The following is an 18,376-nucleotide window of genomic DNA, read 5'->3' as shown; positions in this document are numbered from 1 at the left end:
AGGTTCTCACCGGTTTTCCCCGGCGCGGTCTACGGCCGGTGGAATACGACCTCCGGATACCGGGCCGAAGGGCCGGTCAGCAGAGCACTTTCCGTTCCGCGCAGATGCCGGTCGACGAAGGCTGCCACATAGGCGCGGGTGACGGCGTCGCAGCGGTCGCCGTCCAGGTCCTGGAACGGGATGCCGAGTTTCTTGGTCAGGGCCGCCAGGTCGGTGAAGGAGAGGTGGCCGGTCCCTTCGACGCTCAGCCAGCGCTTCCAGCCGGTGAATTGTTTCCAGGTCCGGTCCCAGGTCGCGTCAGGGCCGCCGGGTACGTGGCCGGTCATGCCGAGCATCAGTACCGGGCGGTCCAGGGGCACGTCGTTCGGGTAGCGGAAATTGCCGTCCATGTTGACGCCTGCCTTGATGCGCGCGTCGCGCAACATGGCCGGGATGATACTGAAGCCACCGGCCGAATGGCCGACCATCGCGATACGGCCGGCGTCGATGAATTTCCTGCCCTGCCACCCCGGGCGGTCGCTGGTCAGCTCGTCCAGTACGAACGAGATGTCCTGGGCGCGCACGGCGCCGACCCGCTGCCAGTCCGCGTCCGTCATGTCCGCGCCCTTGCACGCCGCACAGGGCGTCGTGTGCCCGTCGGGGAAGGTGGTGCCGTTGGCCTCGTAATTGTGTCCGACGGCGGCGACGGCGTAGCCGCGGGACGCCAGCTCTTCCGCGAGTCCGGTCAGTGTGGCGCGCGGCATGCCGAAGCCCGGCGAGAGCACGACCAGGGGAAGCCCGCCGCGCCGCGCGGCCGGTTCCGTTTCCAGGGTCGCGTGGGTGCGTACGGTGCTCAGCAGGTGTGGCGGCACCTTCACGCCGCTGGTTTTCAGGTACTCCTCGGATTCCGCCGCGGTCATGTACGGTGCGGGATTCTTCGAAGGCCGTACGGCCGGGTACCAGACGGAGACCATCAGTTCCCGGCGCTCACCGGGCACCCATGGATCGGGCCGCCCGTCGTCCTTCAGGTGCAAGGTGGTCTTGCCGACCGGGTGCTTTCCGGTGGGCGCGGGCAGCGCCGGCCCGGATTCGGCCGACCGTACCGAAAGGTTCTCCGTACGGCCGGCCGGCGGGTTCGCCGCATGGGCGGTGGCGGCGGGTGCGCAAACGGCGGCGGTCAGGGCCAGGGCCACGGCCGCGCGGGGCAGGTATCTGTGACGCATCGGCTTCTTCCTGTCGAAGTCGGGAGACGGAATCCGGAAGCCGGAATCCGGCAGTCGTGCATGACGTCCGACGGAAAGGTATGCGCCGGGAGCCGTGGTCGTCGTCACTCCCGGGAGCTATGTGCGGTGGCTCCACCAGGTGACTCCGGACGTGAACGAAGGCGCCGGGCCACCCACCGGCGCCTTCGCGGGACAACCGCGGAGCTGCGGAGCGTCAGGACTGCGACGTCCGCTGCCCCTCCTTCGCCGCCTTGTCCGTGATGTCGACCGTGTCCTTCGCCGGGGGCGCGGTCACGTTCACGTCCGTACCGAAGTCGCTGAACTTGAGCGTGGTGCTGACCGCCGTCCGCGCACCGTTGCTGCCCTGCTTGCCGCCCTGCGGCTTGACCTCGACCCGCTCCTGGCGGACCCGGCCCTGCCCGTCCAGCCAGATGTCGAGCGGCAGCCGGTCGCCGAGCTGCGCCCTGAGCTGCTTGGCCTGCTGGGCGTTGCCCTTGGCCAGCTCCGCCACGTCGACGGACACCTTGTAGTGCGTGGTGGCCGTACCGTCGACGGTCTCGGTGCCGACCTTGGTGACGTCCTTGTCGCTGATGCCCTTGGTGTAGGTGAAGGAGGCCGTCGGGTCCTCGTACTGCGAGCTGCCGCCGGACTGCTCGACGAGCTTCTTCAGGTCCACCTTGAGCCACGACTTGCCCTGCGGCGGCTGCTGCCGCTGCGCTGCAGGCGGCTGCTGGTAGAGGATGCCCTCCACCATCCGCTGGTGGATCTGCTGGTTCCCCGTCTGCATCACCAGCTCGCTGCTGCCGTTGCCCAGGTCCACCACGCCCGACCCGCGGACTTCCGCTGTCCTGCCGCCGCTCTGGGCCCGGGTCAGGAGCGTCATCCTGGCGGTCTTGGCGGCGGTGGTCTTCTGGTGCGCGGCCCGTACCGCCTGCGGGCCGTCCGCCGCGCCGCCCTGCGAAGCCGCTGCGCTGCCCTGCCCGGAGGGGTCCTTGCCCGATGCCTTGTCATCCCCTCCGCCGCAGCCGGTGACGAAGGCCAGGGACAGCGTCCCGGCCGCCGCCACCGCTAAGAGACGCGGGCGTGTTCTCACTGCGCGCACTGCTGTGTCCACTGAAGACCTCCTGGTCGCGAACCCGTATCGGCCGGCGGTGCCGCACGCTCCGCGTACGGCCCCGGTACGTGTACGCCGGTGCGGCCGGTGGCGGCGCGGAGGGCACCGGTGAAGCTGTCGTGGGACGTCCCCCGCGCGTCACGGGGTTCCGAGTGCCCAGCGGTACACAGATGAATCACGGGGCTCCGGCACCGGTTCAGCGGCGGCCGCCCCGCCTGCGCGGCACGCCCTCGAACACCGGAAATGTGCATGCGAGTTCGCAGAAACGTCAACCAATTCCTGGCCATGGGTACGCGAGTGCACGTGGTGCCGCGTGAGGCAGCAGCGGCGCATTGCGACGCGTTTTCCGGCCGCTCACCGCTCGCGAATGAGCCAGCGTCCCGTATGGCTTGAACATGGTCGAACACGTCTTCCGCAATTGACGGCACCACATGCCGCGGGCAGCCTGACCTTTACTGCACCAGCGACGAGATGGGGACGCGAGTGACCGTCAACGGTAATGGCAAGGCCGCCGACGAACCGTACGTCATCACCGGCCGGGGGAAGGACGCCGCCCCGAAGAACGCCTTCTCCTTGTTCGCCGACGTCAACTACAACGTGGGCGGACCCCGCACCAAAATTCTCGTCATTCCGGCCAACGGTACGGCGAACAACTTCAGTGACTACGGTTTCGACCAGAGCGACGACGGCGTGAGCAGCGTCGTCAACAACACCGACCGGGACAACATCCTCTTCACGCGGACCAACCAGGGCGGCTCGCAGCTGCCCGTCCCCGCCAACTCCTCGATCACCGACCTGACGCGGACCCCCCTCGCCGGGAGCCCCACCGGCACCTGGAACGACCAGGCCCAGTCCGCGCTCGCCTTCAACAAGCCGGTGCCGCTGCCGGTGTTCACCGCCCCCGCGCCCAGCGCGCAGACCCAGGAGCGCCGGCAGGCGGTCCAGGGCAACGCGGCGCCCGACGTCCAGCAGGTGCTGCTCTACGAAGGGGCCCGGCTGCTGGGCACCTGCCCGGTCAAGGACAGCAGGTGGGAGTACGTCCCGGACACCGACTGGCCGCTCGGCCAGCACGACCTGTCCGCCATCGCGGTGCGCGACGACGTGCTGTCCGGCAAGGCGCCGCTGCGGTTCTACGTCACCCTGCCGACGCCTGTCGTGGACATCCGCTCGCCCAAGGAGGGCGCCGAGGTGGACAGCGGCGTCACCGTCGACGGGGTCGCGTTCAACGCCGACACGGTGACGCTCACCGAGGGCGCCACGCCGCTCGGTACCGCCAAGGTGACCAGCAACCTGTGGAGTTTCGCCCACGACGGCGGCTGGCCGCTCGGCAGGCACAGTGTGACGGCGAAGGCCGCCCGCGGCGGCCAGGAATCCGAGCCGGAGACCGTGAATTTCACGGCCGCGAACCTGAACCTCAGGGTCGAGAGCACCTTCAACTCCTCCTGGCAGGACTGGCAGACCCACAAATACATCTACTCCTACGACATCACCCTGTACGCCGGTGAAAGTGACGTGAAGCACTGGCATCTGGGATTCGGCCAGCTCCCGGAGGGCTCGGTACTGGCCCCGGAATTCGAGACCGGTTTCTGGGGCATGGTCATCGCTGAGGGTTCCGACGGGAACGTCGTTCTCGGCTCACCGCCCGAGGGCGTCCACATCGTTCCGGCCAAGGGGCATCTGACCCTTCGCGTACTGGTGCTCATCCCGGCACAGGACGACGCGTACAAGAAGCTCTACGGCCTTTTCGCGAAGTCCCTGGCGGAATAAAGAGGCCGGACCGGTCACTGCCGTCATACGCACGGAACAATGCGGGGCCCCGGACGGTCTGCCCGAGGCCCCGCCTCGATGGTCCCCGCGCACCCGGCGAGCCGCGCCCGGCCCGCCCCGCGCGGTATGTCAGGCATCGGGTCCGGCCTCGGGTGCGGCGCTCGTCGCGTACTGGGCGGCCTGGATCTCGTACAGAGAGCGGTAGTGGCCGCCGTCGAGGGCCATGAGCTGGGCGTGCGTGCCCTGTTCGATGAGCCGGCCCTCGTCGAGGACGTAGATGAGGTCGGCGGCCGCGGTGGCGGCGAGCCGGTGGGTGATCAGCAGGACCGTGGTGCCGTCGTCGGTGAGCGCACGCAGGGCCTGGAACGCCTCGATCTCGGCCCGGGGGTCGAGCGCGGACGTCGGCTCGTCCACGACCATCAGCGGGGCCTCGCGGTACAGGGCGCGGGCGGCGCCGAGGCGCTGCCACTGCCCGCCGGAGAGCTGGGTGCCGCGCTCGAAGCCCTTGACGACCAGGCTGTCCCAGCCGAACGGCAGCGAGGTGATCACATCGGTGGCGTCCGCCCCGTCGGCGGCCCGCTCGACGCGCCACTGGTCGAGCCGCTGGTCGCTGCGCCCGATGTGGATGTTGGCACGGGCGGTCATCGGCCAGTGCGGGAAGTCCTGGGCCAGCAGCGCCACATGGCCGAAGACGGCCGCGCGGTCGGCGTCGCGGGTGTCGGTGCCGTTCCACAGGAGGCGCCCGTCACTGGGCAGGTACAGGCCCGCCACCAGCTTGGCCAGGGTGGACTTGCCCGACCCGTTCGCACCCACCAGCGCCACGACCGTGCCCCGGGGGACGGTCAGGTCCACCTTGTCCAGGGCGGGTGAGGTGGCGCCGGGGTAGGTGAACGACACGTTCTCCAGCCGTACTTCCTCCAGCGGCCCGGGCAGCGGGGCTCCCCCGCCGGGAATGGCGTGCCGCTGGGCGGTGGTGCAGGCGTCCTCCCAGTCCTTGAGGTACATGGCCTCCTCGTAGAGGCGGTTGAACTGCATGACCAGGGACAGCAGGCCGGCGCTGGAGGACCGTACGGCGATCACGGCGGTACCGGCCACGGCCAGCGGCATACCGCCGCCGGTCAGCAGCAGCCACAGCACGCCGTAGGCGCCCAGCGACGCCAGGCCCGAGGCCGCCGAGGCGACGGTCTGGGTGCCGGCCTCGGCGCGGGCCAGCCGCTGCTGCTCGCGCTCCACCGTCCTGGACATGTCCGCGTACGCGTCCACCAGCAGCCGCCCGGCACCGTGCACCCGGATCTCGGCGGCGCACGCCTGGTCGGTGAGCTTCTGGGTGATGACGGAGATGGCGCGGCGGTGCTCGATCCAGGTGTGCCGGGACTCGTACTGGCGGCGGGCCGAGAGCACGGCGCCCCACCCCTTGGGGGCGGCCACCAGGAACAGCATCAGGACGAGCAGCGGGTGCAGCATGAGCAGCACCCCGGCAGCGGCGACCAGGCCGATCAGCGCGTTCAGGACCACGACCGAGGAGCCGAGCATCATGCGGATGGCGTCGGTGCCGAACCGGCCGGCGTCCAGGGTGCGGTGGACCTGCTGGTCCTCCAGGGCGGCGAGTTCGACGTGGATCACGCCATGGTAGAAGCGGGCCGTGCAGACGCGTTCGACCTTGGGCTCCAGCTGTCCGGACGCCGCGGTGGACACGGCCGACAGCAGCGCCGAGAGCACCGCGACCACGGCCACGGCCGCCAGCGCGGGCAGCGCCTGGCGGAGCCGCTCGGGCGTGGGCCCGGCCGCGAACAGCGCCACCAGCACCTGGTTGGTGGCCACCAGGGTGAAGGCCCGCATGACGCCCTGGCCCGCCTCCGCCCCGAGCAGCACCGTCAGCGCGGCGCGGTCCTCCCGCCAGGCCGCCCTGGCGACGGCACCCATCATGGCGGGGAACTGGCGGGCCATCGCCCACAGGCCCATGCGCAGCATCGGCATCTCGTGGCGCATGAACGACAGGTCGTAGCGCAGGGCGCCGCCGAACAGCACCTGTTCGCTCTCGGAGACGGGCAGCCGGGGCCGGGGCCTGGCGCCGCGGCTCCTCACGGGGTCTCCGGCCATGCGGCGTGCGCGGTACGGGCGCGGGCGGTACGGGTACGGGGGCGGGCCTGGGCGGTACGGGAGCGGGCCTGCGCGGCGCGGTCCGGGGCGCCGGCTGGTCCGGTCGGCGCGGTCGCGGTGTCCCTCATGGCTTCTCCTCCGGCTCGGTCGTCGTGCCCCGTGCTATGCCCCGTCCTGCCCGCCCCGGCACACCCGGCGCCCGATCCGGTGGAACCCAGGTCATACGATTTCCAGCCACGACAGCTCTTCACCGATGTCCAACGGGGGATCTCTTCACGTGTTCGGAATCGTCAGGCCCTGCACCCACCGCCTGTCCCAGGGACTCAAGGCGGAGTGGATGGCGCACCTGTGCGGGCTGTGCCTCGCGCTGCGCGGTGACCACGGCCAGTTCGCCCGGGTGGTGACCAATTACGATGGCTTGATCGTGTCCGTCCTGACGGACGCCCAGTCCGGCCGGGCGGCGGCGGAACGCCGTACCGCCGGGCCCTGCCCGCTGCGCGGGATGCGGACCGCCTCGGTGGCGAAGGGCGAGGGCGCGCGGCTGGCCGCTTCGGTCTCGCTGGTGCTCGCCTCGGCGAAGATACGGGACCACGTCGCCGACCGGAACGGGCTGCTGCGCCGCCGCCCGGTGGCCGCCGCCGCGCGCAAGGTCGCCGCGGGCTGGGACCGGGCCGGGGCCCGTACCGGCGCGACGCTCGGCTTCGACACGTCCGTCCTGGTCGACGCGGTCGACCGGCAGGTGGGCATCGAGGAACTCGCGGGCCCCGGCACGCCGTTGACCGTCATCACCGAACCCACCGAGACGGCGACCGCCGCGGCCTTCGCGCACACCGCGGTCCTGGCCGGCCGCCCCGGCAACGCCGCGCCGCTGGCCGAGGCCGGCCGGCTCTTCGGGCGGCTGGCCCACCTCCTGGACGCCGTGGAGGACCGTGCCGCGGACGCCGCCGAGGGCGCCTGGAACCCGCTGGCCGCCACCGGCGCCTCCCTGGCGCAGGCCCGCCGGCTGTGCGACGACGCGCTGCACGGCATCCGGCTCGCGCTGCGCGACGTGGAGTTCGCCGACTCCGCGCTGGTGCACGCCCTGCTCGTGCACGAGCTGCGGCGGTCGGTCGACCGTGCCTTCGGTACGGCGTCGTGCTCGCACCAAGGGCACGGGGCGGGGCCGTACGAGGGCCAGGCGGGCACCCCGTACGGCAACGGCTACGGGCAGCCGCAGCCGTACCCCCCGGCCCCGCAGTACGGCCAGGCAGCGGCCGGCGGCCCGTACGCCCACGCGCCGCAGCACCTGAACGGCGCGCAGAACCCGTACGCGGGCGGACCGGTGCCGCCGGGCGGGCCGGGCGGGTCCGGTGGCTCCGGCGGGTGGGGCGGCGGGTCCGGTGGCTGGGGCGGCGGGCCCGGCAACGGCGGCGGGATGCCGCATCTCACCCCTCAGCCGCCGAAGAAACCCCGCGGCTTCCTGGCCGGCTGCGCGGTCGCCGTCGGGCTCTGCTGCACCTGCCGGCTCTGCTGCGCCGAGGAGTACGAGGGGCCGTGGTCGCGCCAGAAGCGCGAGGGCTGCTGCCGGGACTGCGACGGCTGTGACAGCTGTGACGGCTGCAACTGCTGCCCGGACTCCTGCTGTGACGGATGCTGCTGCGACGGGTGCTGCTGCGACTGCGGCTGCTGACCGGAGAACCGCGCGGCGCGGGGGCGGGGGACGGGGCGGGGCGGGGCGCAGGAAGGAGACGGGACGGGTCGGGGCCAGGGTGGCGCGTAACTGCCCGGCATCTGGCCGAGTTGTGCTCGACACAGCCCCCACTCCGGTCCTTTCCTTGCGCTGACGGCTCCCCCGCCCCGTACTGGAGGCTGCATCCGTGACGCGCGCAAGGCGATCCGACCGTGACGGCGGTTCCGGCGCCGGGCCCGGTTCCCCGGACGACCACGAGTTCCTGCGGAAGCTGGGCTACACCCCCGTATTGAAGCGGCGGATGGGCCCGTTCGCGAACTTCGCCATCTCCTTCTCCGTCATCTCCGTGCTCTCCGGCTGTCTGACGCTGTACGGGTTCGGACTGGTCACCGGCGGGCCCGCGGTCATGATGTGGGGCTGGGTCGTGGTCGGCATCATGGTCATGTTCGTCGGGGCCGCACTCGCCGAAGTCACCAGCGCCTACCCGACGTCCGGCGCCCTGTACTTCATGGCCGACCGGCTCGGCGGCAAGCGCTGGGGCTGGTACACCGGCTGGCTGAACCTGCTCGGCCTGCTCGGCGCGATCGCCGGCATCGATTACGGCTGCGCCCTGTTCGTGGGCGCGTTCGCCGGTCTGCAATGGGGGTTCGAGCCCACCCCCGGCTCCCTCATGCTCATCTACGTCTGCGTCCTGGCCCTGCACGCGGCGCTGAACCTCTTCGGCGTCCGCCTGGTCAGCATCCTGAACACCGTCTCCGTGTGGTGGCACCTGGGCGGGGTCGCGCTGATCGTCGGCGTGCTGTGGCTGGTGCCCGCCCACCACCAGTCCCCCTCCTTCGTCTTCACCACCTTCGTCGACGGCACCGGCTGGAACAGCACGCTGTACGTGGCGCTGATCGGTCTGCTGCTGGCCCAGTACACCTTCAGCGGGTACGACGCCTCGGCGCACCTGAGCGAGGAGACCACCGGGGCGCGGGTGAACGCGGCCCGCGGGATCGTCCGGGCCATCCGCTGGTCCTGGGTCGCCGGATTCTTCCTGCTGGCCGGGCTCACCTTCGCCATCCAGGACTACGCCGGCGTGCGGGACACCCCGACCGGCGTGCCGCCCGCGCAGATCTTCCTCGACGCGCTCGGTGTCAGCGGGGCGAAGGCGCTGCTGCTGGTGGTGATCGTCGCGCAGCTGTTCTGCGGCAACGCGGAGGTGGCGGCCACCTCACGGATGGTGTTCGCGTTCTCCCGGGACGGCGCGCTGCCCGGCTCCGCCTGGTGGCGGCACGTCTCCCCGCGTACGGGTACGCCCACCCGGGCCGTCCTGCTCTCCGTGGCCGTCGCCGCCGTCCTCGCCCTGCCCTCCCTCTACTCCTCGGCGGCCTACGCGGCCGTCACCTCCATCAACATCATCGGCATCACCCCGGCCTACGCGATCCCCGTCCTGCTGCGCCTGCGCCACCGCCGCACCTTCCGGCCCGGCCCGTGGAACCTCGGCCGCTGGAGTGTGCCGGTCGGCCGGGTCGCCGTCCTCTGGGTGGCCTTCGTCACCGTCCTGTTCTGCCTCCCCCAGAGCCACCCCGTCTCCCTGGCCACCTTCAACTACGCGCCCGTCGCCCTGCTCCTCGTCCTGGCCCTCGCCACCGTGTGGTGGGCCGTCGCGGGCCGCCGCTCCTACCACCTCCCGGAGCCGGAGCGGGACCGCCCCGCACGACGCGTCTCGGACGAGGCACACCGGTGACCGGCCACCGGCCGTGCGGCCCCTGGTAAGAGTCCCCGGTGCCGGGTAGTCAGGGGGGCATGGCCAACGCATACGAGACCAGCCGGATGACGATGCCCCTGCCGCCGCTGCGGCCGGTACCGCTGGACGGGAGGGGCCCGGAGGACGTGGTGGTGGACACGGCCGGGCGGGTGCTCACCGGGGTGGAGGACGGCAGGATCCTGCGGCTCGACCCGCTGCCGAAGGGAGGAGCGGGCGAGCCGGCCGGTGCGCCCGCCGGCCCCCCTCGCGCCGAGGTCGTCGCCCGTACCGGCGGACGGCCGTTGGGCCTGGAACCGCTGGCCGACGGCGGGGTCCTGGTGTGCGACGCGCGCCGGGGCCTGCTGCGGGTCGAGCCGTCGGACGGTACGGTGCGCACCCTCGCCGACACGGTCGACGGCGCCCCGCTGCGCTTCTGCAGCAACGCCGTGGCGGCCGCCGACGGCACCGTCTACTTCAGCGTCTCCAGCCGCCGCTACCCCCTTGAGGACTGGCTCGGCGACATTCTGGAGCACACCGGCACCGGACAGCTGGTCCGGTTGCGGCCCGGTGGCACGCCCGAAGTCGTCCTGGACGGGCTCCAGTTCGCCAACGGCGTCGCGCTGGCGCCGGACGAGTCGTTCGTCACCGTGGCGGAGACGGGCTCCCGCCGGCTGACCAGACTGTGGCTGACGGGACCGCGGTCGGGACAGCACGACGTACTCGCTGACGAACTGCCGGGCTACCCCGACAACATGTCGCGCGGGCCCGGGGGCCTGTTCTGGGTGGCCCTGGCCGGGCCGCGCTCCGCGGGCCTGGACCGCCTGCACCGTACGAAACCGGCACTGCGCCACGCCGCGTGGAGCGTGGCCCGGCGCGTGCGCCCGCGGCCGAGTCCCCTCACGGGCGTCCTGGGCCTCGACGCCTCCGGCCGCATCGTCCACGACCTGCGGCGCCGTAGCCCGGACTACCGCATGGTGACCAGCGTCTGTGAACACGAGGGCCACCTCGTCCTGGGCAGCATCCACGAACGGGCACTGGCCGTCTGCGAACTGCCTTCCGCTTTCCGGGGTTGAACCCGGTCCGCACGGGAACCCGGGACATCCAGGTTCCCACGCGCGGACTCGGACAACAGGGGGCCACCACTGCACCGCCCCCGCGAGCCCGCCGCCCCCGGCGCCGGGCCGGTTGCCGTGCCGTCATCTCGCGCGGGCGCTGCCCCGGTACGCGATTCCGTGGGACCTGCGACAGAAGACGATCCCGTGGCGATCTCGGCGAGGGAAGGCAGACATGGAGTGGTGGGAGCAAGCAGCGTGCCTGGACGAGGACCCGGAACTGTTCTTCCCCGTGGGGGTGACGGGCCCCGCCGCCCAGCAGCAGGCGGACGCCAAGGCGGTGTGCCGCCGCTGCCCGGTGGCGGGCGAGTGCCTGGAATGGGCTCTGCAGACCGGCCAGAACTACGGCATCTTCGGCGGTACGGACGAGGAGGAACGCCGCCGGCTGACGACCCGCCGTCAGCGCAAACGCCGGGCGGCTTGAGGAACGGGGCGGGACGACTTCCACGGCATCCGGTATGCCTGACGCCGTAACGGCTGCCGGCTGCATAGACTTCGTCCTGCCCCTGACCTCGGGAAGAAAGGCGTGCGGAGCATGGCGAGCGGTACGGCCGGTTCCTACGATCTTCGGGAGAACCGCATTCTCGCCGCTCTGCCGGAAGCCGAACGGGAGCGTCTGCGTCCCCATCTGGAGCCGGCCGAGCTGAACGTCGGCGACGTCCTCTACCGGCCGGGGGAACGGATCGACGCCCTGTGGTTCCCCCTGATCGGCGTCTGCTCGATCGTCGCCGACATGGACGGCCCGACCGTCGAGGTCGCCACCGTCGGCGACGAGGGCATGGTCGGGCTCCCGGTGTTCCTCGGTCTCGGCAGCCCCACCGAGCGGGCGATGGTGCAGGTCCACGGCCGGGGACTGCGGATGGACGCCGACGAGTTCCGGCACCAGATCGCCGTACTGGACGGACCTCTCCAGAACGTGCTGCAACAGTTCACCCAGTGCATGTTCACCCAGATGGCACGCAACGCCGGCTGCAACCGCAGCCACCGCACGCGGCAACGGTGCGCCCGCTGGCTGCTGATGACCGCCGACCGGGTGCACAGCGACGAGTTCCCGCTCACCCAGAAGTTCCTCGCCCAGATGCTCACCGTGCGCAGGTCCTCGGTCAGCGAGGTGGCCGGTGCCCTCGCCGAGGACGGCTGTATCCGCTACAGCCGAGGCGTCATCACGGTCCTCGACCGTGACCGGCTGGAGGCCAACGCCTGCAGCTGCTACCGGATCATCCGCGACGTGTTCGACACCACGTTCCCCCCGAACGGCGATGCGCCCCGGCCCCGTTGACGCGTACGCGCCTCACCCCGCGGTGGACAGGATCACGATGCACGCGCAGACGGCCGCGGCCAGCAGGCCGGCGGCACAGCAGGTGTGCAGGAGCCGGCGGCGGAGCGTCTCGTAGCGGGCGGTGTACTCGGCGCGGAGCTGGTGGCACCGGGTGCGGATGCGTTCGAGGTCGCGTCGCACCGCGGTGAGGCGTTCCTCGGTGTAGCAGCGGATGACCTCGTCGCGCTGGGCGGTGGTCAGCCAGGGCAGGCGGTCGGCGAACGTACGGGCTTCGTGGCTCGCGCGGTCGCGTTCGGCGTGCAGGAGGAGGTAGCCCTCCAGCCGCGCGAGGCCCTCGGCGGTTCCGGGGCCGGCTTCCGTCTCCATCGGCGGGCTCCTTGTTCGGCGGTCGGCGGCTTCAGTCCGTGCCGCCGGGGCCGGGCTCGACCATGTCGCGGCGGCCGGTGTGCTCGCTCTGGTCGCGGACGGCGATCTCGGGGTGGTGGAGGTCGAAGGCGGGCGATTCCGAGCGGATGCGCGGGATGGTCAGGAAGTTGTGGCGCGGCGGCGGGCAGGAGGTGGCCCATTCCAGGGAGCGGCCGTAGCCCCACGGGTCGTCGACGTGGACCTTCTCGCCGTACTTGGCGGTCCGCCAGACGTTGTAGAGGAACGGCAGGGTGGACAGGCCCAGCAGGAAGGAGCCGACGGAGGAGATGGTGTTGAGCCAGGTGAAGCCGTCGGCGTGCAGGTAATCGGCGTAGCGGCGGGGCATGCCCTCGGCGCCCAGCCAGTGCTGGACGAGGAAGGTGGTGTGGAAGCCGGTGAACAGCGTCCAGAAATGGATCTTCCCCAGGCGTTCGTCGAGCATCCGGCCGGTGAACTTGGGCCACCAGAAGTGGAATCCGGCGAACATCGCGAAGACGACCGTGCCGAAGACCACGTAGTGGAAGTGGGCCACGACGAAGTACGAGTCGGTGACGTGGAAGTCCATGGGCGGTGAGGCCAGGATGACGCCGGTCAGCCCGCCGAACAGGAAGGTCACCAGGAAGCCGGTGACCCACAGCATCGGCGTCTCGAAGGACAGCGAGCCGCGCCACATGGTGCCGACCCAGTTGAAGAACTTCACGCCGGTGGGGATGGCGATGAGGAAGGACATGAAGGAGAAGAAGGGCAGCAGCACCGCGCCGGTGGGGAACATGTGGTGGGCCCATACGGTCACCGACAGGCCGGTGATGGAGATGGTGGCGGCCACCAGGCCCACGTAACCGAAGATCGGCTTGCGCGCGAACACCGGGATGATCTCGGTGACGACGCCGAAGAACGGCAGCGCGATGATGTAGACCTCGGGGTGGCCGAAGAACCAGAACAGGTGCTGCCACAGGATGGCCCCGCCGTTGGCCGGGTCGAAGACGTGCGCCCCGAACTTGCGGTCCGCCTCCAGGGCGAACATCGCGGCGGCCAGCACGGGGAAGGCCAGCAGGACCAGCACGCTGGTCAGCAGGACGTTCCAGGTGAAGATCGGCATCCGGAACATGGTCAGGCCCGGCGCCCGCATGCAGATGATGGTGGTGATGAAGTTGACCGCGCCGAGGATCGTGCCGAAGCCGGAGAAGGCCAGGCCCATGATCCACATGTCGCCGCCGACGTTCGGCGAGTGGGTGGCGTCCGACAGCGGCGTGTAGGCGAACCAGCCGAAGTCCGGCGCTCCGTTCGGGGTGAGGAACGAGCCCACCGCGATCAGCGAGCCGAAGAGGTAGAACCAGTACGCCAGCATGTTCAGCCGGGGGAAGGCCACGTCCGGCGAGCCGATCTGCAGCGGCATGATCGCGTTGGCGAACCCGGCGAACAGCGGCGTGGCGAACATCAGCAGCATGATCGCGCCGTGCATGGTGAACGCCTGGTTGAACTGCTCACTCGAAATGATCTGCAGTCCCGGCCGGGCCAGCTCCGCCCGCATGGCCAGCGCCAGCAGCCCGCCGACGCCGAAGAAGACGAACGACGTCACCAGGTACATCGAACCGATCTTCTTGTGGTCCGTGGTCGTCAGCCACGCCACCACGATCGCGCCCGGGCGCCGGCGCTCCGCCAGGCCGGGCGGATGCTCCGCCGTCCGGTCCGCTGTTACCTGTCCCGCCACCGTTGCACGCTCTCTCTCAGCAGCCGGAACTCCCCGTCCGGGCGCACTCCTGACGCCACCCATGTCCCGATTGCGGCGAATCAGCCAATTCGGTTCCCATTCGTACCGTAAAGCGGGCCCGGGAGGCAGGCAGACACACCGCGCGGGGACTTCCGGCGGGCGGGGCGGCCGCGGGCGACCGCCCCGCCGGGCGCGCCCGCCTGGTGGCGATCGCGCGCCCGAGGGTGGCCCGTCCGCGGCTCAGCCGTCCTTGCCCATGGCTTTCCGGACGGCGTCGCGGGTCCGGTCGACCACGGCGGCCAGCGGACCGAGGGCGGCGTTCTTGGCACCGGACTCCACACCCGGGTGCGGGTGGGTCGGCGCGGTCGCCTCGGCCGCCTTGACGGCCTTGGCCATCGAGGCCAGCCGCCCCGGATCGTTCAGCCGCCGCAGCTGGGAGAACTCGTAGCGCTCCTCCGCGCGGGCGTGCTGCATCACGTCCCTCCGCAGGGACAGCAGCCGGGGCAGGAACACCTCGTCCTCGGGGTCGATGTCCTCCAGTGCGGACAGGGCCTGTTTGGCGAGCTTCTCCTCCCCCAGCCGGTCGGCGACGATGTCGTCCCCGCCGTCCGCCGCCCGCTTCACGTACGGATGGACGACCTCCTCCTCGGCCGTCTCGTGCACCGCCAGCATCCGCACCAGCCGCCGGAACGCGTCCCGGCGGGCGTCGCCACTGCTCTGCTCGACCTCGTCGAAGAGGTTGCGGATCTGCCCGTGCTGGGCCATCAGCAGGGCCACGACGTCCGTGTCCGGGGTGGGATTGCGGTCGGCGGCCGGGTCGGCGGCGGGCGCGGTGGTGCCTTCCCGGGCCTGCTGGGCGGGGCTCATCACCGGCCTCCCCGCAGGTCGGCGACCGGGTGCTCGCCCTCGGTCTGCAGCCGGTAGTCGCCGCCGATCAGCTTGTCGTGCTCGGCCAGCACCTGGTCGCTGGGCGGCGTGGCGCCGCCGTTGAGGGCCTCCTGCATCGCCTCGAACCGCTCGTGCGCCTCGCGCACGTAGCCCGCACCCAGCGTCGTCAGATCCAGCTGGTCGGCGATCAGCTCCCGCAGGTAGCCCTTGTTCGGCTCGAAGGTGAGCACGTTGGGCAGCTCGGGGGCCAGCACCTCGGACGGTTCCCGCCCGTCGTGGCGGCGCATCAGGTCGCAGGCGATGTGCAGGTGCTCCAGCTCCATGTTCAGGTGCAGCTCCCAGATCGCCTTGACCTTGGGGTCACTCTCCTGCTCCATGAAGGAGTGGTAGAGGTAGCACTCGTTGTACTCGTGGTTGACCAGCTGCTCCCACCACGTCTCGCCCGGGTCGACCAGCGACTCGTAGTGCGTGACGTGCTCCTCCTCGATCAGCCCGATCTCCTGGTAGAGCTGACGGGCGATCGGCTCCATGTAGGTGGGGCCGGTGTTCATGTAGAAGTTCATCGTCTGCTGCTCCGCCGACATGATCGTCAGCGCGTGCAGTTTCGACAGCGGGTCGGTCTTGGTCCTGTCGTACGGCTCGCGCACGTTGTCGACCGGGTGGCGGTGGTGCAGCGGGGTGGGGCGGCCCGGCATCACCTCGGTCAGCCCGTCCACGACCGACTCCGCCTTGCGGTGCTCGATCATCTCGTACAGGTTCGCGTACCGGTACAGGTGGTCGAAGTCCTCCAGCACCCCGAACTGGTACGCCTGCTTCAGATAGGGGTCCGGCTCCATCCGCGCCACCCACGCGGTCAGGTCCACGGCCACCTGCTCGTACGCGATGGTCGTCTCCAGCACCGACGAGACGCCCGGCAGCAGCCAGTTGACCGCCTTCTGCTGCTGCGCCTCGATGTAGCGGGTCCGGGCGAGCTGCTGCTTGATCTCCATGTCCGGACAGTGCCGGGCCAGCTGGTGGCTGAAGAGGATCGCCTCCACCTCGATCCCGTTCATGGTGATGATCCGGCACCGGGTGTACGGGTCGCAGTGGTCCGGGTCGATCGGTGTCACATTCAGCTCACGCCAGTTCCGTACCTGCCGGTCGAGCGGGATGCCCCGCTGCTCCAAAGGGTTGAACGACATCAGGCCCTCCAGCCATGCCGTGATGAAGCGGACATGCACCGAGTGCCCCCTCCGCGCCGTTGAAACAGCGGCCATCCCTCACGATGCGCCCGGAGGGCAGGTGCGAGGGGGGTGGGAGTGACGTGTGAAGCGCCTCAGGAGCCGGGCGGGGCGGTGTGCTGTCCGGGCACGCTGCCGCGCCGGGCAGCCGTTTCCGGCGGGACCAGGGCAGCGGCGTCGGCAGCGGCGACCGCGGCCGCCAGCTGCTGCTGGACCGCCGCGGGCAGTGCGGCTCCCTGGAGGCTGCCGACCAGGTCCTGGGCGAGGCGGTGCAGTTTGATGTTGGTCTTCTGGGAGGTGGTGACCAGGACGGTCCAGGCCGCTTCGGGGCTGAGGGAGAAGGTGGCCATCAGGATGCCGCGGGCGAGGTCGATGGCCGGGCGGGTGCGCATGGCGCGGCGCAGCTGGGCCAGCTCCCTGAGCAGTTCCTCGTCGGCGTCCTGGCCGGCGCCCTGGCGCGGGATGCGGCTGCGGGCCGGGGCGCGGGGTGCGCTCCGGTCGCCCGCGGCCGGGGTGTCGAACAGTTCCCGGGTGCCGGTCAGGTCCAGGATGTGGTCGACGGCGGGGCTGCTGGTACGGATGCTGACGGTCTTGTTCAGGTGCAGGGCCCGGTTGCGCAGGCGCAGCAGGATGCCCAGGCCCGCGCAGTCGCAGAAGTGCACGGCCCCGAGGTGCAGGTCGAGACCGTGGGCGGCGTGCCCGAGGGCGGCGTGCAGGGCCGGTTCGACGTGCCGGCCGGTGTCCAGGTCGAGTTCTCCGCGGACCACGACACCGGCGTGGTCACCGTCCGCGGCGACCTCGATGGCCATCAGGCACGGCTCGGGCGGTGCCGGCGCCGCCGGGGCGGCCTGTCCGGGGTCGTGCCCCGGGAGCGGGGGTGCGCTGTGCGCAGGCTCCGGCATGGCCTTCCTCTCCCTTGTCGGTGCACCTGCTTCCGTGTCCAGGCTCGCGCCACCGACCCATACACGTCAACCAATACATGAAGAATATTACGTGCATCTGTGTGCGCGAATTGCTGATCGGCAGGATCGGCACATGAATGACGTGCCCGAGCCGCACTCCGGATGGACCTTCGTGACCCACCACGCCCGGGTGCCGGCCGCGATCGCCGACGACCACCACGCCCGCATCCGCGACATCGCCGCCCGCTGCCGGCTGACGCAACGCGCCGTCCAGAAGATCATCGTGGACCTGGAGGACGACGGCTACCTCTCCCACGTCCGTGAGGGGCGCTCCCACGCCTACCGGATCGAACCCGGCAAGATCCTCCGGCACCCGGCCGAGGCCGGCCTGACCGTGGCCGCACTGCTCTCCCTGCTGTCCAGGACGAGGCGGACCGCACCGCACTCCCCGGCGAGGCTCACCGGGACGGCTCGGCCTGACGCCGGCCGGGAGCGGGGGCGTGGACTAGGGAGAACCGGAAGCGGAGGGGGAGGCGCCGCGACCGATCGGGTCGTACGCCCAGATCCGCAGCTGCATGGTCCGGTTGCGCTCGTCCCAGGAGTAGACCGTACGCCGCTCGTAATCGGCCAGGCCGTCGCGCTCGCGCACGATCAGGTTCCCGCCCGTCACCTCCACCGACACCGGCCGGACGGAGGTGTCCATGATCCGCACCACCTGTCCGTGCCGGACCTGGTAGACCCAGACGGCCAGGTCACGCCCGCTCGTGATGCCGACGATCAGCTCGGGCTTCCCGTCCCCGCTGAGATCCTGGTACCGCGGGGGCCGCACCGGGCACTGCCGGTCGTGCCGCTGGTCCCCGGTGCACCTGTTGATCCGCCGCGTGGTGTTCTCGTCGAACGGCAGCGTGCCGCCCATCGCGACGCTCACCGCCGACTGCGCCTTGACGATCTTGATCCAGGGGGCTTCGCGGATGTCGCCGGACGGCACCTTCGGCACCCCTTCCAGCGGGGTGGGCTCGGACGCGACGTCCTCCGGACTGGACGCGGGCGGCTGTGCGGGCTCCTGCCACAGCCGGGTCGGAGCCGAGGCGGCCTGCGTCCGCCCGGTGCTCCGGGGCTCCCCGGTCGGCGTACAGCCGCTCAGCAGCGCCGCCACCGCCACCGCGGCGAGCAGCGCCGGCCAGGAGGCCCGCAGGTGTCCGGAAGACAGCCGAGAGGGAGGCAAGGGCACCACGATTCCCGTCGGTGGATACACAGGGCAGGCCGCAAGGGCCACGT

The 18,376-nt window shown here is 71.2% G+C and carries 16 protein-coding genes and 1 pseudogene; 7 read left to right on the top strand and 10 right to left on the bottom strand.

Annotated features, from left to right (window positions below):
• Window positions 1-29 precede the first annotated feature (29 nt).
• Both AB0L45_RS20310 and AB0L45_RS20305 read right to left on the bottom strand, forming a co-directional pair.
• Window positions 30-1,202 carry an alpha/beta fold hydrolase gene (locus AB0L45_RS20310; protein ID WP_365841738.1) on the bottom strand — a complete coding sequence of 391 codons (1,173 nt, stop codon included), beginning with the start codon at window positions 1,200-1,202 and terminating at the stop codon, window positions 30-32.
• Window positions 1,203-1,416: 214 nt separating this feature from the next.
• Window positions 1,417-2,295, bottom strand: a complete 879-nt coding sequence (locus tag AB0L45_RS20305; RefSeq protein WP_365841736.1) for a hypothetical protein — start codon at window positions 2,293-2,295, stop codon at window positions 1,417-1,419.
• A 492-nt stretch (window positions 2,296-2,787) separates the two neighbouring features.
• On the opposite strand from AB0L45_RS20305, the gene AB0L45_RS20300 reads away from it, so the two are divergent.
• Window positions 2,788-4,083, top strand: a complete 1,296-nt coding sequence (locus tag AB0L45_RS20300; RefSeq protein ID WP_365841734.1) for a hypothetical protein — start codon at window positions 2,788-2,790, stop codon at window positions 4,081-4,083.
• 129 nt (window positions 4,084-4,212) lie between these two features.
• Here the strand turns inward: AB0L45_RS20300 and AB0L45_RS20295 are convergent, their stop codons facing one another.
• The gene (locus tag AB0L45_RS20295; RefSeq protein ID WP_365841732.1) at window positions 4,213-6,168 is read right to left on the bottom strand and encodes an ABC transporter ATP-binding protein; all 1,956 of its coding nucleotides are present in this window, start codon (window positions 6,166-6,168) and stop codon (window positions 4,213-4,215) included.
• A complete protein-coding gene (locus AB0L45_RS20290) occupies window positions 6,165-6,311 on the bottom strand; it encodes a hypothetical protein (RefSeq protein ID WP_365841730.1) in 147 nt (48 codons plus the stop codon). Before AB0L45_RS20290 ends, AB0L45_RS20295 begins: the two co-directional genes overlap by 4 nt.
• A gap of 149 nt (window positions 6,312-6,460) precedes the next feature.
• Between AB0L45_RS20290 and AB0L45_RS20285 the strand changes: the two genes are divergently transcribed.
• The 5 genes from AB0L45_RS20285 to AB0L45_RS20265 all read left to right on the top strand — a co-directional run bounded on the left by AB0L45_RS20285 (window position 6,461) and on the right by AB0L45_RS20265 (window position 11,972).
• A complete protein-coding gene (locus AB0L45_RS20285) occupies window positions 6,461-7,852 on the top strand; it encodes a DUF5685 family protein (RefSeq protein WP_365841728.1) in 1,392 nt (463 codons plus the stop codon).
• A 187-nt stretch (window positions 7,853-8,039) separates the two neighbouring features.
• Window positions 8,040-9,581, top strand: a complete 1,542-nt coding sequence (locus AB0L45_RS20280; protein ID WP_365841725.1) for an amino acid permease — start codon at window positions 8,040-8,042, stop codon at window positions 9,579-9,581.
• Window positions 9,582-9,640: 59 nt separating this feature from the next.
• Complete coding sequence (locus AB0L45_RS20275; RefSeq protein WP_365841723.1) at window positions 9,641-10,654, top strand: SMP-30/gluconolactonase/LRE family protein; 1,014 nt, start codon at window positions 9,641-9,643, stop codon at window positions 10,652-10,654.
• 214 nt (window positions 10,655-10,868) lie between these two features.
• The gene (locus tag AB0L45_RS20270) at window positions 10,869-11,117 is read left to right on the top strand and encodes a WhiB family transcriptional regulator (protein ID WP_365841721.1); all 249 of its coding nucleotides are present in this window, start codon (window positions 10,869-10,871) and stop codon (window positions 11,115-11,117) included.
• Window positions 11,118-11,228: 111 nt separating this feature from the next.
• Window positions 11,229-11,972, top strand: a complete 744-nt coding sequence (locus tag AB0L45_RS20265) for a Crp/Fnr family transcriptional regulator (protein WP_365841719.1) — start codon at window positions 11,229-11,231, stop codon at window positions 11,970-11,972.
• 12 nt (window positions 11,973-11,984) lie between these two features.
• Here the strand turns inward: AB0L45_RS20265 and AB0L45_RS20260 are convergent, their stop codons facing one another.
• The 5 genes from AB0L45_RS20260 to AB0L45_RS20240 all read right to left on the bottom strand — a co-directional run bounded on the left by AB0L45_RS20260 (window position 11,985) and on the right by AB0L45_RS20240 (window position 17,098).
• Complete coding sequence (locus tag AB0L45_RS20260) at window positions 11,985-12,338, bottom strand: hypothetical protein (RefSeq protein WP_365841717.1); 354 nt, start codon at window positions 12,336-12,338, stop codon at window positions 11,985-11,987.
• Between the two features lie 31 nt (window positions 12,339-12,369).
• A complete protein-coding gene (gene ctaD, locus AB0L45_RS20255; RefSeq protein WP_365841715.1) occupies window positions 12,370-14,088 on the bottom strand; it encodes a cytochrome c oxidase subunit I in 1,719 nt (572 codons plus the stop codon).
• 240 nt (window positions 14,089-14,328) lie between these two features.
• On the bottom strand, window positions 14,329-14,955 hold the full coding sequence (locus AB0L45_RS20250; RefSeq protein ID WP_365841713.1) for a hemerythrin domain-containing protein: 627 nt from the start codon (window positions 14,953-14,955) through the stop codon (window positions 14,329-14,331).
• Window positions 14,955-16,157 carry a hypothetical protein gene (locus AB0L45_RS20245; protein ID WP_365841711.1) on the bottom strand — a complete coding sequence of 401 codons (1,203 nt, stop codon included), beginning with the start codon at window positions 16,155-16,157 and terminating at the stop codon, window positions 14,955-14,957. The genes AB0L45_RS20250 and AB0L45_RS20245 overlap by 1 nt, the downstream gene beginning before the upstream one ends.
• Before the next feature lie 134 nt (window positions 16,158-16,291).
• Window positions 16,292-17,098 carry an ANTAR domain-containing protein gene (locus AB0L45_RS20240; protein WP_365841709.1) on the bottom strand — a complete coding sequence of 269 codons (807 nt, stop codon included), beginning with the start codon at window positions 17,096-17,098 and terminating at the stop codon, window positions 16,292-16,294.
• Between the two features lie 133 nt (window positions 17,099-17,231).
• Between AB0L45_RS20240 and AB0L45_RS20235 the strand changes: the two are divergent.
• Window positions 17,232-17,516: pseudogene (locus AB0L45_RS20235) on the top strand (helix-turn-helix domain-containing protein); the annotation flags it as partial.
• Window positions 17,517-17,603: 87 nt separating this feature from the next.
• Here the strand turns inward: AB0L45_RS20235 and AB0L45_RS20230 are convergent.
• A complete protein-coding gene (locus AB0L45_RS20230; RefSeq protein ID WP_365841706.1) occupies window positions 17,604-18,323 on the bottom strand; it encodes a hypothetical protein in 720 nt (239 codons plus the stop codon).
• Window positions 18,324-18,376 lie beyond the last annotated feature (53 nt).

It is taken from the genome of Streptomyces sp. NPDC052496, from assembly GCF_040679095.1.
Lineage (GTDB): Bacteria > Actinomycetota > Actinomycetes > Streptomycetales > Streptomycetaceae > Streptomyces.
This window is presented reverse-complemented; position numbering and strand designations above follow the sequence as displayed.

Bases quoted from the DNA above. Each gene is read 5' to 3' on its own strand.
- AB0L45_RS20250 (WP_365841713.1), bottom strand. From the start codon at position 14,955: ATGAGCCCCGCCCAGCAGGCCCGGGAAGGCACCACCGCGCCCGCCGCC.
- AB0L45_RS20240 (WP_365841709.1), bottom strand. From the start codon at position 17,098: ATGCCGGAGCCTGCGCACAGCGCACCCCCGCTCCCGGGGCACGACCCC.
- AB0L45_RS20275 (WP_365841723.1), top strand. From the start codon at position 9,641: ATGGCCAACGCATACGAGACCAGCCGGATGACGATGCCCCTGCCGCCG.
- AB0L45_RS20245 (WP_365841711.1), bottom strand. From the start codon at position 16,157: ATGTCGTTCAACCCTTTGGAGCAGCGGGGCATCCCGCTCGACCGGCAG.
- AB0L45_RS20265 (WP_365841719.1), top strand. From the start codon at position 11,229: ATGGCGAGCGGTACGGCCGGTTCCTACGATCTTCGGGAGAACCGCATT.
- AB0L45_RS20290 (WP_365841730.1), bottom strand. From the start codon at position 6,311: ATGAGGGACACCGCGACCGCGCCGACCGGACCAGCCGGCGCCCCGGAC.
- AB0L45_RS20270 (WP_365841721.1), top strand. From the start codon at position 10,869: ATGGAGTGGTGGGAGCAAGCAGCGTGCCTGGACGAGGACCCGGAACTG.
- AB0L45_RS20260 (WP_365841717.1), bottom strand. From the start codon at position 12,338: ATGGAGACGGAAGCCGGCCCCGGAACCGCCGAGGGCCTCGCGCGGCTG.
- AB0L45_RS20300 (WP_365841734.1), top strand. From the start codon at position 2,788: ATGGGGACGCGAGTGACCGTCAACGGTAATGGCAAGGCCGCCGACGAA.
- AB0L45_RS20310 (WP_365841738.1), bottom strand. From the start codon at position 1,202: ATGCGTCACAGATACCTGCCCCGCGCGGCCGTGGCCCTGGCCCTGACC.